Origin of the sequence: Paenibacillus borealis, assembly GCF_000758665.1 — a bacterium.
GTDB lineage: Bacteria > Bacillota > Bacilli > Paenibacillales > Paenibacillaceae > Paenibacillus_AQ > Paenibacillus_AQ borealis.
The window spans coordinates 5620484-5633934 of sequence record NZ_CP009285.1; the positions used below are offsets into that span (position 1 = coordinate 5620484).

General features: G+C 52.2%; 12 protein-coding genes. 5 read left to right on the plus strand and 7 right to left on the minus strand.

Annotation, left to right across the window (positions count from 1 at the left end; all coding sequences use genetic code 11):
- Window positions 1-12: 12 nt before the first annotated feature.
- Window positions 13-1779: an L-fucose isomerase gene (locus PBOR_RS24165; protein ID WP_042216119.1), complete on the minus strand. Its 1767-nt coding sequence runs from the start codon at window positions 1777-1779 to the stop codon at window positions 13-15.
- A gap of 333 nt (window positions 1780-2112) precedes the next feature.
- Between PBOR_RS24165 and PBOR_RS24170 the strand changes: the two genes are divergently transcribed.
- Window positions 2113-2883, plus strand: a complete 771-nt coding sequence (locus tag PBOR_RS24170; RefSeq protein WP_042216121.1) for a DeoR/GlpR family DNA-binding transcription regulator — start codon at window positions 2113-2115, stop codon at window positions 2881-2883.
- A gap of 166 nt (window positions 2884-3049) precedes the next feature.
- Here PBOR_RS24170 and PBOR_RS24175 read toward each other — a convergent pair whose 3' ends face one another.
- The gene (locus PBOR_RS24175) at window positions 3050-3898 is read right to left on the minus strand and encodes an MBL fold metallo-hydrolase (protein ID WP_042216123.1); all 849 of its coding nucleotides are present in this window, start codon (window positions 3896-3898) and stop codon (window positions 3050-3052) included.
- 268 nt (window positions 3899-4166) lie between these two features.
- Between PBOR_RS24175 and PBOR_RS24180 the strand changes: the two genes are divergently transcribed.
- Both PBOR_RS24180 and PBOR_RS24185 read left to right on the plus strand, forming a co-directional pair.
- Entirely contained in the window at window positions 4167-4508 is a 342-nt protein-coding gene (locus PBOR_RS24180) for an antibiotic biosynthesis monooxygenase family protein (protein WP_042216125.1), read from the plus strand.
- A 487-nt stretch (window positions 4509-4995) separates the two neighbouring features.
- Window positions 4996-6933: an NAD(+) synthase gene (locus PBOR_RS24185; RefSeq protein ID WP_042216127.1), complete on the plus strand. Its 1938-nt coding sequence runs from the start codon at window positions 4996-4998 to the stop codon at window positions 6931-6933.
- 87 nt (window positions 6934-7020) lie between these two features.
- Here the strand turns inward: PBOR_RS24185 and PBOR_RS35680 are convergent, their stop codons facing one another.
- From PBOR_RS35680 to PBOR_RS24200, 3 genes are all read right to left on the minus strand, one after another.
- Window positions 7021-7461 carry a GreA/GreB family elongation factor gene (locus tag PBOR_RS35680; protein WP_157764114.1) on the minus strand — a complete coding sequence of 147 codons (441 nt, stop codon included), beginning with the start codon at window positions 7459-7461 and terminating at the stop codon, window positions 7021-7023.
- Window positions 7462-7617: 156 nt separating this feature from the next.
- Window positions 7618-8523 carry a methyltransferase domain-containing protein gene (locus tag PBOR_RS24195; RefSeq protein ID WP_042216129.1) on the minus strand — a complete coding sequence of 302 codons (906 nt, stop codon included), beginning with the start codon at window positions 8521-8523 and terminating at the stop codon, window positions 7618-7620.
- Window positions 8524-8600: 77 nt separating this feature from the next.
- On the minus strand, window positions 8601-9002 hold the full coding sequence (locus tag PBOR_RS24200; RefSeq protein WP_039295309.1) for an RrF2 family transcriptional regulator: 402 nt from the start codon (window positions 9000-9002) through the stop codon (window positions 8601-8603).
- Window positions 9003-9350: 348 nt separating this feature from the next.
- Between PBOR_RS24200 and PBOR_RS24205 the strand changes: the two genes are divergently transcribed.
- On the plus strand, window positions 9351-10730 hold the full coding sequence (locus tag PBOR_RS24205) for a GntP family permease (protein ID WP_042138820.1): 1380 nt from the start codon (window positions 9351-9353) through the stop codon (window positions 10728-10730).
- Between the two features lie 26 nt (window positions 10731-10756).
- On the plus strand, window positions 10757-11542 hold the full coding sequence (locus PBOR_RS24210; protein ID WP_042216130.1) for a 3-hydroxybutyrate dehydrogenase: 786 nt from the start codon (window positions 10757-10759) through the stop codon (window positions 11540-11542).
- A gap of 96 nt (window positions 11543-11638) precedes the next feature.
- On the opposite strand, the gene PBOR_RS24215 is transcribed toward PBOR_RS24210, so the two are convergent.
- Both PBOR_RS24215 and PBOR_RS24220 read right to left on the minus strand, forming a co-directional pair.
- Window positions 11639-12679, minus strand: a complete 1041-nt coding sequence (locus PBOR_RS24215; RefSeq protein ID WP_042216132.1) for a hypothetical protein — start codon at window positions 12677-12679, stop codon at window positions 11639-11641.
- Window positions 12672-13175 carry an RNA polymerase sigma factor gene (locus PBOR_RS24220; protein ID WP_042216134.1) on the minus strand — a complete coding sequence of 168 codons (504 nt, stop codon included), beginning with the start codon at window positions 13173-13175 and terminating at the stop codon, window positions 12672-12674. The genes PBOR_RS24215 and PBOR_RS24220 overlap by 8 nt, the downstream gene beginning before the upstream one ends.
- Between the last annotated feature and the right edge of the window lie 276 nt (window positions 13176-13451).

A 13451-nucleotide genomic window follows, 5' to 3' on the forward strand; every position in this document is an offset into this window, starting at 1 on the left:
CACTTTGCAGATTTAGTAGAGCGGCCCAAAGTTGCGGCAGGCTCTGTAGTCAGCGCTCTCCAGATCCTCTGTGCCGAACAGCGACCAGACACGCGGCCGGAAAATACGCGAATCCTCCACGTTATGCATACTGACCGGAATCCGCAGAATCGAGGCCAGGGTGATCAGATCCGCTCCAATATGCCCGTAGCTGATCGCACCGTGGTTGGCGCCCCAATTGTTCATTACATCATATACAGACTGGAACGAGCCCTTGCCCGTTAGCTTCGGTGCGAACCAGGTCGTCGGCCAGGTAGGGTCCGTTCGCTGATCGAGCGTATCATGCACTTCTCCCGGAAGCTCCACCGTGAAGCCTTCCACCAGTTGGAGCACAGGACCCAGACCTTTGACCAGATTCAGCCGGGCCATGGTGACCGGCATTCCGCCCTTGGTCAGGTAGTCTGTCGAGAAGCCGCCCCCGCGGAAATATTCCTGCGAGGCCGGGCGGAACTGGGTCTGTGCAATACAGGCAGCCGCTTCTTCATCCGTAATGTCCCAGAAAGGCTTGATCGCCGGCTTACCGTCAATGCTCTGCTCTCCAGTTCCGTCCAGTGCCGCCGAGCCGGAGTTGATCAGATGCAGCAGACCGCCTGCCGCTGCCCCCTCCAGTTCGTATCCGGTCACACGCTTCACCGCAGCCGGACTCCAGAAGGTACGGACATCGGCAAATATCTGCGCCGTATTCGTCAGCAGATAATTGAACAGCATCGTGACCCCGTTCAGGCTGTCATTCTCGGTCGCGACAATATAAGGCGCACGTCTGCCGTTCCAGTCGAACGAGGAGTTAAGGATAGTCTCCATGAAATCGCCATTCGGGAAATGGTCCGTCCATTGACGCTGGCCCTGGAAGCCGCCCAGCAGGGCGTTGTGGCCGTTTGCTTCTTCCTCGAAGCCAAGCTTCGCAAGCTCCGGATTGCCGGTCATCAGATCGCGTGCGATCAGCGCCATTTTGACACAGGTCTCCCATTGCTCTTCCTTAACATCTTCGCTGAGCTGCAGATGCTGCGGGTTATTGTCCGCTCCGACCCGGCAGTTGTCCTTCACCCAGGCCAGTGCCCGCTTGAACTCCTCAGGATCATAGATCCCTTCCTCAAATCTCCGCACATATTCAGACATGTCGATATATTCATTGCGCATGCCGAGGTACTCCTGGAAGAATTGCTCGTTGACGATAGAACCGGCGATCCCCATGGATACGGAGCCCATCGACAGATAAGACTTCCCTTTCATCAGCGCAGCCGCGAGTGCGGACCTTGCGAACTGAAGGAGCTTTACCTGCACATCCGCCGGGATCTCCTCACTGCTGGATTCCTGAACATCTTCGCCGTAGATGCCGAAGGCCGGAATGCCTTTTTGCGCATAAGCAGACAGCACTGCCGCCAGATATACCGCCCCCGGGCGCTCCGTTCCGTTAAATCCCCATACCGCATGCGGAATGGAGGCATCCATGTCCATCGTTTCCGATCCGTAACACCAGCATGGAGTCACCGTAATTGATACGCCTACACCTGCACCCGCGAACTTCTGCGCTGCCGCCGCAGCTTCCTTCACACCGCCGATCGTAGAATCGGCAATAATACATTCCACATGCGAACCGTCCGGATAAAATAAATTCTCCTGCAAAAATGCCGCCACGCGCTCCGCCATACCCATCGTCTGGACCTCAAGCGATTCACGCACCCCGCGTCTTCTGCCGTCAATCGTAGGCCGGATACCAATCTTCGGATAATTTGCTGTCACTGCTGTTCCTCCCCGAAATGAATAATGGATAAAATAATTACATAGGAGCGGTATACTCCGATTAGTAAGCGCTATCAAATACAGCCTGCTGCTGTCTGCAAACTATGGCTATTGCCCGCCGACTAATCCTTTTCTTCTCCATCATAGATTTCCAAACCCATAAAGTCAACAATATTCCACACTTTTCATTTGATATTCATGTGGTATTATGTGATATAATATAAATATTGTGTGGGATTATGCTCGTTTTAATAGTTTAAGTTTTGCAGAAATATGTAGTAAACTAGTTGATATACTATGACTGGAACTAATTAATCAAGGGTGGGCAACGGAATGAAGGCTTTTGAACGGCGTGATCTTGTAATCAACGAGCTCTACAGGCACAAGAAGGTCCACGTAGCGGACCTGGCGCAGAAATTTGGTGTATCGGAGGAAACGATCCGGCGTGATCTCGACCGGCTGGATAAGGAGGGCATTGCCAAGAAGAATTACGGCGGGGCGATTCTGAACGCCCATACGAACGAGGACCCCTCATACTCCCACAGGCACCAGGTAAACATTGAAGCGAAGCGGATGATTGCCGCAAGTCTGCTGGAGCTGATCAGTGACGGGGACAGTGTGATGACCGATACCAGCACAACGGCTTTTGAAGGCTTGCGGAGAATCGTGGAGGACAAAAAAAATCTGACAATCATCACCAATTCCCTGGCGGTATTGTCAGAGTTCCAGCATTCCGGACAGAAGCTCATTTCCACGGGGGGCATTCTGGGTCCGGAGACCAGCTCTTTTGTAGGGCCGACGGCGTCGCAAACGATCCTGAAATATAATGTGGATGTGGCCATCTTCAGCTGCAAGGCGCTCTCCATGACCGGCGGACTCAGCGATTCGAACGAAGCGGAGACTGAGCTCAAGGTGCTGATGCAGCAGCAGGCGAACAAGGTTGTTCTCCTGGCCGACCATTCCAAGTTCGACCGGATCGCTTTCATCCGGCTGTTCAGCTTCGACAAAGTGGATTATATCGTCACCGATCAGCGGCCGTCCGAAGAATGGATTGATTTCTTAAGCAAATATCAGGTGTCTCTGCTCTATCCTGCGCTGCAGTAGCGCAAACTCTGCACCGGAAGGAGGTGAACCACAGAATGGGGATGATCCAGATTACTGCAACCTCCGCTCCGCTGTGGTTTCCGCTGGTTCTCGCCGCCGTCGGCGTGTGTCTGATTTCGCTTTTGTGGATGGTGTTCAAGAAATTCGGCTGATGTTTTGAATGCGCTTACTCGGAGTCAGGGCTGCTGTTCTTAAAAGCCTGCGCTGACACATAGACGAACCGTTCGGCTCTGGCCATCATATGAAACTTCTGCTCCGGGAAATGGCGGTACAGGTGATCGACGAAATACCCGGGATTCTCGGCGTTTCCGGCGAACAAATCATAATGCAGCGGAACGACGGTCTCGAAGCCGCTGGTCGCCGCAAACTCCACCGCTTCCCGGTAGTTCATATTGCCGACAATATTGCGGCTTCCCCGGTAGTAGTCGCGGCCGTTAATCGGCAGCAGCGCCAGATCGATCTTCCGGCTGCCGACTTCCTCAATCAGCTCAGGGAACAGAACCGTATCTCCGGCATGATACAGCGTGACCCCGTTCAGCTGCAGGATGTAGCCGACATACTTGGGGTTGCCCTGTTCATCACGCTCCAGCTGTTCATGCGCTGCGGCAACCGGGAACACCTGCAGGCCGGGTGCGGGTTCTGCTGCATGAGCAGGCAAGGCTGCCGTAAGGCGCTCCTTCTGTATTCCGAGTCCCTGCAATCGTTCCAGGCAGACCGCCGGAGCCATAAACCGGGCTTCGGGATTCAATTTGGCGAGCTCAGGCAACGCACGCTCATCCAGATGATCCGAGTGATCATGGGTGATCAGGCATACCTGCATGTTCGTAATTTCCGCAGGCGGAATCGGCGGCGGGAACGTCCGGTCCGGGTCAGGAGAGACATATGGATCAATATAAACGGTCACCTCTGCCCCTTTGATAATCGCACTGGCTTGTCCCAGAAACCAGACGGCCAGACAGCCGTAAGGCACCTCTGTTTCACGGATTTCCTCGATTAATTCTTTTCCAGTAGGCATAATAGTGCCCTCCCTTCTTCTCGGCAAAATTCTAACGCAAAACAAGCATACACGCAAACGCAGCAGACAAGCCCCTGGCTTCAATCGCGGATTTACTCCTCCGCCCGTTTTCTTACCGCTGCACAATCCCCTCCCTGCCATCCCGCATATGTAGACCAGCGCGTGCTTCGTGAAGCTCTGACAAGCAGATTAGTCCGTCAGGCTATACATCCGGATAATAGATGCACTACTATAGATAAAGAAATAATCCACAAACGGAGGGAAAGTCATGAGTGAAATTGCCAACACACCAGAGCCCCCTTATTATGCTGTGATTTTCACATCCGAACGGACCGACGGGGATAACCAATATGCGGAGATGGCCGATGAAATGGACAAACTTGCAGCCGCTCAGCCAGGATTTCTCGGAGTAGAAAGTGCCAGAGAAGGTGTAGGGATTACTGTCTCTTATTGGGATTCTCTCGAGGCTATCCAGCAATGGAAGCATAACGAACGGCATCTGGTCGCCCAGCGGAAAGGGATTGCGGACTGGTATCTGACTTATAAGACAAGAATCTGCAAGGTTGAAAGAGACTATGGATTTGAAAAGGGGAGTCCCCCGGTCCGTTAACCCATCCTAAAATCAATGGTTGGGTACCGGCTGAATCCCCCCATGGAAATTAGCAGCTGCATATATGGTGATCTTTGGTCGTATCCTTTCTGGCTCTGCATCATTAAATGGATAAACGTATCTTAATTTGGATGTTTGGGAGCGTCAGAGGTAATTAGTTGGAGAAACGTCATTTAATTCCGGGCATTGTCCCTACACTGGACTATTTCCGGCCTATTAAGTGCTGTTTATCCAACTGCTGCCCGGCAAATGCGCCTCCGTTCATGATCAAGTGGAGAAAATCCAACTATTGCCTGCCGCCAACGCAGCCACACCTTTGCCAACGCTGTTCCCGGCTTCTTCAGGAGCTTCTTCGAAGTTAAAAGCGCATCCCCTTCGGTTGCCGCACCCTGCTGCAAATCCCCGCTTGTTACCGATGCCAATTCATGGGTACAATATTTAGATAGTGTACTTCTACTAAAGGACAGGTAAAGGACAGGTGAAATGCATGCAGAATCACGGATTCGCGCGGGTCGCTGCCGCTTCCCCCGAGCTCAAGGTGGCCGACTGCGTATTCAATTCCGGACAAATTATTGAAGTGATAAATAATGCCGCGGCACAGGAGGTGGAGTACCTGGTACTCCCGGAGCTGTGCATCACGGGGTACACCTGTGCGGATCTGTTCCTGCAGCCCAGGCTGCTTGACGCTGCCACGGAGGCTCTGCTCCGGATCACTGCCGCAACGGCAGAACATAAGATGATCGTCATTGCCGGCCTGCCCATCTCCATCAAGAGTCGGCTGTTCAACTGCGCTGCCGTCATCCAGCAGGGTCAAATTCTCGGAATTGTCGTGAAGACCTGCATTCCCGGTTATAGCGAATTCTACGAGCCGCGCTGGTTCGCCGGTGCGGAAGAACTGGAAGTGTCCGAGCTGCGGATCGGCGGAGCCGTTGTACCGATCGGCAATGATCTCATCTTTGCCTGCGAGAGCAATGGCAATGTATCCTTCGGCGTGGAGATCTGTGAGGATCTCTGGGTGCCGGTGCCGCCAAGCAGCCTGCTGGCCCAGGCAGGGGCAACGTTGCTGTTCAACCCGTCTGCCAGCAATGAGCTGGTCGGCAAAGCCGATTACCGCCGCCAGCTGGTGGGCAGCCAGTCCGCTTCCTGCGTAGCCGGGTATGTCTATGCCGGCTGCAATACCGGCGAATCCACCACGGATGTTGTCTTCGGCGGGCACTCGCTGATCGCGGAGAACGGCCAGCTGCTGGCCGAGTCTGAGCGCTTCACCCATGAGAGCCGGATGATCACCGCCGACATCGACCTGCCGCGGCTTCAATATTCCCGCACCGTGATGGGTACCTTCCGGGCCGGCAAGGGCGGCCGCAATTACCGCGAGCTGCTCTACGTTTCACCCGTCCGTGAGAACAGCCAGCGTGAGCTGAAGCGGACAGTGGGTGTCAATCCGTTTGTCCCGGGTAATCCACTGCAGCGTGACGAACGCTGCCAGGAAATCCTCTCGATTCAGACCTCCGGCCTGATGAAGCGCATCCGCCACATCGGCACCAAGCAGGCCGTAATCGGCATCTCCGGCGGCCTCGACTCTACGCTTGCGCTGCTGGTCGCAGTGCGGGCGATGGAGCTGCTCGGCCGTCCGGCCAGTGATGTGCTTGCCGTCACGATGCCGGGCTTCGGTACAACGAACCGTACCTACGACAATGCAGTCGGCCTGATCAAAGCACTCGGTGCCTCGCTTCAGGTCGTTGATATCAAGGCTGCCTGCCTCCAGCACTTCGAGGACATCGGCCATGACAAAGATGTGCATGACCTGACTTATGAGAATGTCCAGGCCCGGGAGCGTACGCAGATTCTGATGGACCTCGCCAACAAGAACGGCGGCATCGTCATCGGAACGGGCGATTTATCCGAGCTGGCGCTTGGCTGGTGTACCTATAACGGCGACCATATGTCCATGTACAGCGTGAACTCCGGTATTCCGAAGACGCTGATCCAGTATGTCGTCGCCTGGTATGCGGATCATGAAGCCGATGAGACGGTGGGCAAGTTCCTGTACAGCATCATCGAGACCGGAATCAGTCCGGAGCTGCTGCCGCCTTCCGCTACCGGAGAGATCGTTCAGCTCACCGAGAACATTCTGGGACCTTACATCGTGCATGATTTCTTCCTCTATTACATGCTGCGTACAGGGGCTTCGCCCGGCAAAATGCTCTACCTCGCCCAGCACGCTTTCGGCGAGGCCTATCCTAAGGAGCAGCTGGTGGCTTGGCTGAAGGTGTTCATTACCCGCTTCTTCACCCAGCAGTTCAAGCGCTCCTGCCTGCCGGACGGGCCGAAGGTCGGTACGGTCAGCCTCTCGCCGCGCGGCGACTGGCGCATGCCGAGTGATGCTTCCGCTGCGCTCTGGCTGCAGGAAATCGAAGAATTGTAATCACCGCCCGGCCACTCTCAGAACACGTCAAAGAGGCGTCCCCAATCATCACAGGATGATGCGGGACGCCTCTTTTTTTAATCAGCTTCAATCATATACATTATCCAGTATCAGCACTTCATCACTGCCAAACGGGGTTTGGATCGTGACGGTATCGCCGGGACGCGCCAGAATCAGCCCCCTGCCCATCGGAGACCAGAGGGAGATGCAGAATTCATCCAGCTCAGCTTCACCGGGAATTACAATTCTGTAGGCATCCTTCAGCGTTTCCTGGCCGATCCGCAGCGATACCCGCGAACCGACCAGAACAGTTGATTGCTCAAGCGCCTCATCCCCGCCGGACAGAATCTGCTCCACCGCCTCCTGATACCTCCTGATCATGGACTGAATCTCCGCCCGCTCGGCCGGCGACTCCCACTTGCCCCTGTCCAGAATAGTGAATTTATGCTCATCGAGATAGACCAACTGCCGCACCAGCTCCTGGCGCAGGGAAATCGTTACGAGACTATGGCTCATAGTAGATTTCACCCACTTTCTTCATCAGGTCATGCTCGAAAATACGCTTGTTCCTGCTCATAGCCCTCAGTCCTCCCGGATAATAAAATAGATCCCGCGTGGGGATCTACTCTCTATGATAGCATCTTTCCATGGAAAGACAATGTCATGTATATATGAAGTTGTGATTTACTGCTTGGCTGCCGCAGCTCTGTTGTACATATTGAGATCCTGGAGCTTGATCAGCACCTTGCCGAACCGTCCGCCCTGGCGGATAACTACCTTATCATCAGGATAAGCCGTCTGCAAATATTCCGTAACTGTCTTCAGGGCAGCCTCTTTCCCGTCCAAATGATGCATAGGCAGCATCTCTATTACTTCATCAAGCGCCGCCTCTATGGATAGCTCCTTGCTTTTTGTCTCGCGGGTCACAATCGATTCGTAGGAATATCCCTTCAAATACAGCAGCTGCATCAGGTAGGCCATATCCGAAGATTCCGCATGCACTGCCCGGCCGGTCAGCAGCGGCAGCACCTCATTCATCAGGCTATGCTCCTGAACCCCCGCCGATGTGCTGATGTAGCAGTATTGCCGGGCGCAGCTAATAACCTTCTCCGCACTCTCCCAGTCGAATACCGCCGGACACATGGACACAAACACAAGATCGAAGGCGTTCAGCCAGCCTTTGGCCGCAATATCGATATCCTCAAAGGCTACGCGCACCAGCTCCACTTGACCGGGGCCGTAGCCTGCGGTGTTGTGCAGAAACAGTTCGGCTAGCGGAATATTAGGCTCTACTGCCGTCACCTTGGCCCCTCTCTCGATAAAAGGGACGGTGAAGCCGCCCGAAGCCGCGCCCACATCCAGGACAGTCAACCCATTGAAATCTACCCCCTGGCCCTCCATCCAGCTGATAATCCGCTCACTTCTGTCTCTTCCGGCGCTGCTGAATACCTCTTCGTTGAACACCTTCGCCTTATGATCGAAGCTGCGGTGCGGGTCCATCCCCATTGCTTTGAATTTGTTGGCCATTGCCTTAGGGTCTTCCTTCCAGGCCTTCTCCCATACTGCTGCATCAAATAATCCGTTGTTCATCTCAAATCATTCCTCTCTTGTTTTACAGACTTAACAGACTTCGAATATCTATGAAATTCTCGAAAAAATAACGGAGCTTAATGGCTCTCCGTTAATTTTCCGGCAAGCTCGGACATCATTTTATTGCGCAAATACTCCTCCATCTGCCCCTCGGCCTTCACCATCTCCTGCTGGATAAGACACTCGCTGGAATGATTAAGCGTACAGTCGAACAGCGAAGCCGTGCCTTCGATCGCATGGATAATATCCAGGAACGAGATCTCTTCCTTCCTGCGTCTCAGACGATATCCGCCATTCGCGCCGGATGCCGATTCTACCAGCCCCGCCTTTACCAGCTTGGTCAGGATTTTGGACAAATAGGTTGGGGATACATTCTGCCGCTCGGCAAGCTGCTGCACGCCTACCGGCTTATCCGGAGCGTAAGCCACCAGGAACAGCATCGTGTGCAGCGCATAGTTCGTTGCTTTTGAGTATTTCATGTCTTGTTCCACCTTAAATATGGACTTTGTTCGCAATCAAAGACTTTATTTATCTATAATATATTTTATACAGCAAAATTGCAAGTGCAGAAATGATCTCCTTCCTGAAGCGAAAGCGGAGAAATAGTCCCGGCCTATCCATAAAATTTTTTCATGGATTGCATGCACCGCTTGAATTTTACGCCTGCAGAATGCTGTTGTACACTTTGAATGTAAGCGTTACCATCATAACAAATGACCTGCGCGCACAAGGTTGGAAGGGACGAAAGCATATTCGATGTTTCTGGAACAGAGCTAGGGTTCCGTTTAGGCAAAAGGTAGGTTACACATTTAATTAGGGGGGTTCTCATGGTTATTCAGGTTTTAGCCATCGTTCTGGCGCTTGGCCTGCTGATGTTCTTCGCTTACCGGGGGTTTCCGGTTATTGTTTTTGCACCTATTTTCACACTGCTTGCAGTAGTTATCTCAGGGGTCGCCCTGATGCCGAGCTACACCGAAGTTTACATGCTGAATGCGGCAAACTACGTTAAGAATTTCTTCCCGATCTTCCTGCTGGGAGCTATCTTCGGTAAAATGATGGAGCTTAGCGGCGCGGCCTCTTCCATCGCCCAGACGATTGTCAAAGCACTCGGCTCAAAACGGGCGATGCTGGCTGTTGTTCTCGCCTGCTCCGTGCTGACTTATGGCGGCGTGTCGCTGTTTGTCGTAGCCTTCGCTGTCTATCCGTTCGCTGTAGCGATCTTCCGTGAAGCTGATATCCCGAAGCGGCTCATTCCCGGTACCATCGCACTTGGAGCGTTCACCTATACGATGGATGCCCTGCCGGGTACGCCGCAGATTCAGAACATCATCCCGACCACTTATTTCGGTACAGATGCCTATGCTGCTCCGCTCGTCGGTATTGCCGGCGCGCTGATCGTCTTCATCGGCGGCCTGTGGTGGCTGGAACGCCGCCGCAAGCAGGCCGCCGCTAACGGGGAAGGCTATGGCACTGGCCATAAGAACGAGCCGGAGGTGCTCGAGAACGCCAAATATCCAAACATCTGGATCTCCGTTCTGCCGCTTCTGCTGGTGCTCGTATTTAACTTCCTGCTCAGCCGGACGTCCATGTCGGTGACGAACTGGTACAGCAGCTCGCTGCTGGAAACGTTCAATATCGCCAATGTCAAAACGGTATCCTCAAGCTGGGCCTTGATTATCGCCCTCTGCATCGGGGTTGTGGCTGCCGGCTGCATTAATATCCGCCAGGTCAAAGGCAAAATGGCCGCTGGCCTGACCGCCGCTGCTATGGGCTCCCTGCTTGCCATTTTCAATACAGCCTCCGAAGTAGGCTTCGGCAACGTTGTCAAAACACTGCCAGGCTTCAAATCGATCCAGGAATGGATCATGAATATCAGCGATCATCCGCTAATTTCCGAAGCGTTGTCCGTCAACATTCTCGCCGGGGTAACGGGCTCGGCCTCAGGCGGTTTGTCCATCGCCCTGGAGGTCATGGGCAAATCCTACCTGTCCATGGCACAGACGCTGGGGATCAGCCCGGAAATGCTGCACCGCATCGCTTCCATGGCATCCGGCGGTATGGATACGCTTCCACATAACGGTGCCGTCATCACCCTGCTGGCGATAACCGGACTTACGCATAAGCAATCCTATAAAGATATCTTTGCCATCACCTGCCTGAAGACGATTGCCGTATTCACCCTTGCCATTGTTCTTTCCATCTTCTAATTCATCCACATGGAGGTTATGCAGAAATGAGCAGATTTTTGGAAAACAGAGTAGCTTTCGTCACCGGCGCTGCCAGCGGCATCGGTCTGGAAATCGCCCGCAAGTTCACCCATGAAGGCGCCAGGGTGGTCATTTCCGATGTACGTGAGGAGCTGGCCGTCAACGCCGCCGAAGAATTAAAGTCCCAGGGCTATGAAGCCTATGGACTTCGATGCGATGTTACCCAGGAGGCGGAATACAGCGCGGCTATTGCCAAAGCCAAAGAAGTCTACGGGAGACTGGACATACTGGTGAATAACGCGGGGCTGCAGCATGTGTCACCGATTGAGGATTTCCCCGTGGAGAAATTCGAGTTCATGCTGAAGGTAATGCTGACCGGCGCCTTTATCGGCATCAAGCATGCCTTCCCGATTATGAAGGAGCAGGGCTACGGCCGCATCATCAACATGGCCTCCATCAACGGAGTCATCGGCTTTGCCGGTAAAGCCGCCTATAACAGCGCCAAGCACGGCCTGATCGGACTGACCAAGGTCGCTGCGCTGGAAGGCGCTGCCCACGGCATTACCGTGAATGCGCTCTGCCCGGGTTATGTGGATACCCCGCTGGTGCGCGGACAAATGGAGGATCTCGCCCGAACCCGGAACGTGCCGCTGGAGAGCGTACTGGAGGAAGTCATCTATCCGCTCGTCCCGCAGAAACGCCTGCTGGCCGTTGAAGAAATCGCCGACTACGCCATGCTGATCGCCAGCGAGCGCCTCGGGGGCGTAACCGGCTCCACGCTGCTGATCGACGGCGGGTATACCGCGCAGTAAGCCAGTTTATGAATAGCCGGTAAAAGGTATACAGCAGCGATCCTGCTTATTAAAAAAAGCAAAGCTCCGGTCCTTGGAGCCTTGCTTTTTGATGTTTCAGTTATTCACCGGAAATACTTTACCGAAAAATTTGAAGGATACAATTTCCTTCTCATTGATTAAATTATCAAACGTTTTGATCGTAAGCATTTGGTTGCTCAAATAATCGCTTGTAGCTAATCCGGTAAAAATGCTGGTCGTTTCCGAGGTACCGTCTTTATAGTTTATCGTGACAGGGAAGTCGTCCAAGTATACATTGAGAGCAATTTCTTCTGATCTGCCGGCGGCTTTGTTAATCTCCTTCAATGATCCGCTGTCAATCTTCAACGTAATTGAAATAGGTGAAACGGAGATCGTTTTTAAGATTGCTTCATAACCATACATCGTAATGCCCTGATTGATTTGATAAAGGGTTGAGTACTCTTTGAAATCCAGCTTAAAAGAAGTTTTCCAGGAACCCGGAATGACGGTTTCAAAGATACCGGGTAAGGGATCTGCAGCTTGCAGATCATAAAGATTAAAGTCAATGGTTTGGCCTGCCAGGGAATTTTCGGTCATTATATTCATGACGAGGCTAAGTTTATTATCATTAGGATCTCCATCGCCGAGCACCTCAAAGCCTGTACTGTGGTAGCTTTGATTCGTCGTAGTCATGCTGAGAAAACGGTATCTCGCCGCATTTAGAACAGTGCCTTCCGGAGCTGTGAAGTCCATTAAAATATAGGTTAGATTGCTGTCACCTATCACCTGCTTAATGGTGAGCGATCCATACTCATTATCTATTGTTTGGTCTACTGCATAAGCGCCATTGGACAAATACAAAGCCTGATCGTTATCGGCAGGTTTAAGGAATTTAATGAAGGCTTCATCCAGTCCCATATATGCTGCTGCAAAAGCAGTTGTGGTTAAACACACCATCAGTACGGCAGCAAGCAGCGCGTGTCTTACCAGCTTAACAGGAGGAAATTTTCTCTGCCCTTTTTGCTCAAAAGAATGCTCATCCGGGCCTTTCAGTAGAATGCTATGTAAAGTTTTCTCTTTTTGTTCCGCACTTGGCGTAAGAGCTTCAAAAATCTGATTAATATTCTTGTTACTCAAAATAATTACCTCCCAGATCTATCTTAAGGCGTTTACGGCCTCTGGATAGTTGCGTTTGGATCGTGCTTTCTTTGCGCTCTAACATCTCTGCAATTTCTTTTACCGTATACTCCTCAAAATAGTACAGATATAAAACCGTCTTGTATTTTTCGGGAAGTGACAGCAGCTTTGTAATCACCTTACCGCTTGGTTCCTCACCATTCCAAGACACAATATCCGGCAAAGTCTCTAATGCTACCCGGCGGCTTGTCCACCAGCTTTTAAGAATATCCTTACAGTAATTGCGGGTAGTTACCGTCAGCCATGCTTTTTCATGCTCCAGGTCATTAAAAGCCATAGGAGCTTTAATCAGTTTCAGAAATACAGATTGAACAGCATCTTCAACATCAACGGGATTCTTCAAGTAAATGAAGCAAAGCCGGTAGACTAAATCTGCACGCCGTTGATATAGTTCAGCAAATTCTTTATCCGTACGCAATAAAGAATGACATTCCATTTTTTCGCCTCCTGCCTTTAACACGATTGAGGATTACAAAATATCTCACGATCCAATATTTTTGTATGTATTTCTGTTTATGAGGAGGACTGAGAATCCGTTATTTGAGTAAATCCGGCGAAATTACAGGTTAAACGGACTCAGAATCGCTTAATTGACCTGAAATGCCTTCTTTCGGGTTCAAAAGAATAAGATAACGGAATCTCAGTCCGCTTCATCCTATATTACAGGTTTTTATGGGAAATAGAGGAATCTCAGTCCGCTTCAGGATAATGG

Bases quoted from the DNA above. Each gene is read 5' to 3' on its own strand.
- PBOR_RS24210 (WP_042216130.1), top strand. From the start codon at position 10,757: ATGAGCAGATTTTTGGAAAACAGAGTAGCTTTCGTCACCGGCGCTGCC.
- PBOR_RS24195 (WP_042216129.1), bottom strand. From the start codon at position 8,523: ATGAACAACGGATTATTTGATGCAGCAGTATGGGAGAAGGCCTGGAAG.
- PBOR_RS24185 (WP_042216127.1), top strand. From the start codon at position 4,996: ATGCAGAATCACGGATTCGCGCGGGTCGCTGCCGCTTCCCCCGAGCTC.
- PBOR_RS24170 (WP_042216121.1), top strand. From the start codon at position 2,113: ATGAAGGCTTTTGAACGGCGTGATCTTGTAATCAACGAGCTCTACAGG.
- PBOR_RS24205 (WP_042138820.1), top strand. From the start codon at position 9,351: ATGGTTATTCAGGTTTTAGCCATCGTTCTGGCGCTTGGCCTGCTGATG.
- PBOR_RS24180 (WP_042216125.1), top strand. From the start codon at position 4,167: ATGAGTGAAATTGCCAACACACCAGAGCCCCCTTATTATGCTGTGATT.
- PBOR_RS24175 (WP_042216123.1), bottom strand. From the start codon at position 3,898: ATGCCTACTGGAAAAGAATTAATCGAGGAAATCCGTGAAACAGAGGTG.
- PBOR_RS24200 (WP_039295309.1), bottom strand. From the start codon at position 9,002: ATGAAATACTCAAAAGCAACGAACTATGCGCTGCACACGATGCTGTTC.
- PBOR_RS24220 (WP_042216134.1), bottom strand. From the start codon at position 13,175: ATGGAATGTCATTCTTTATTGCGTACGGATAAAGAATTTGCTGAACTA.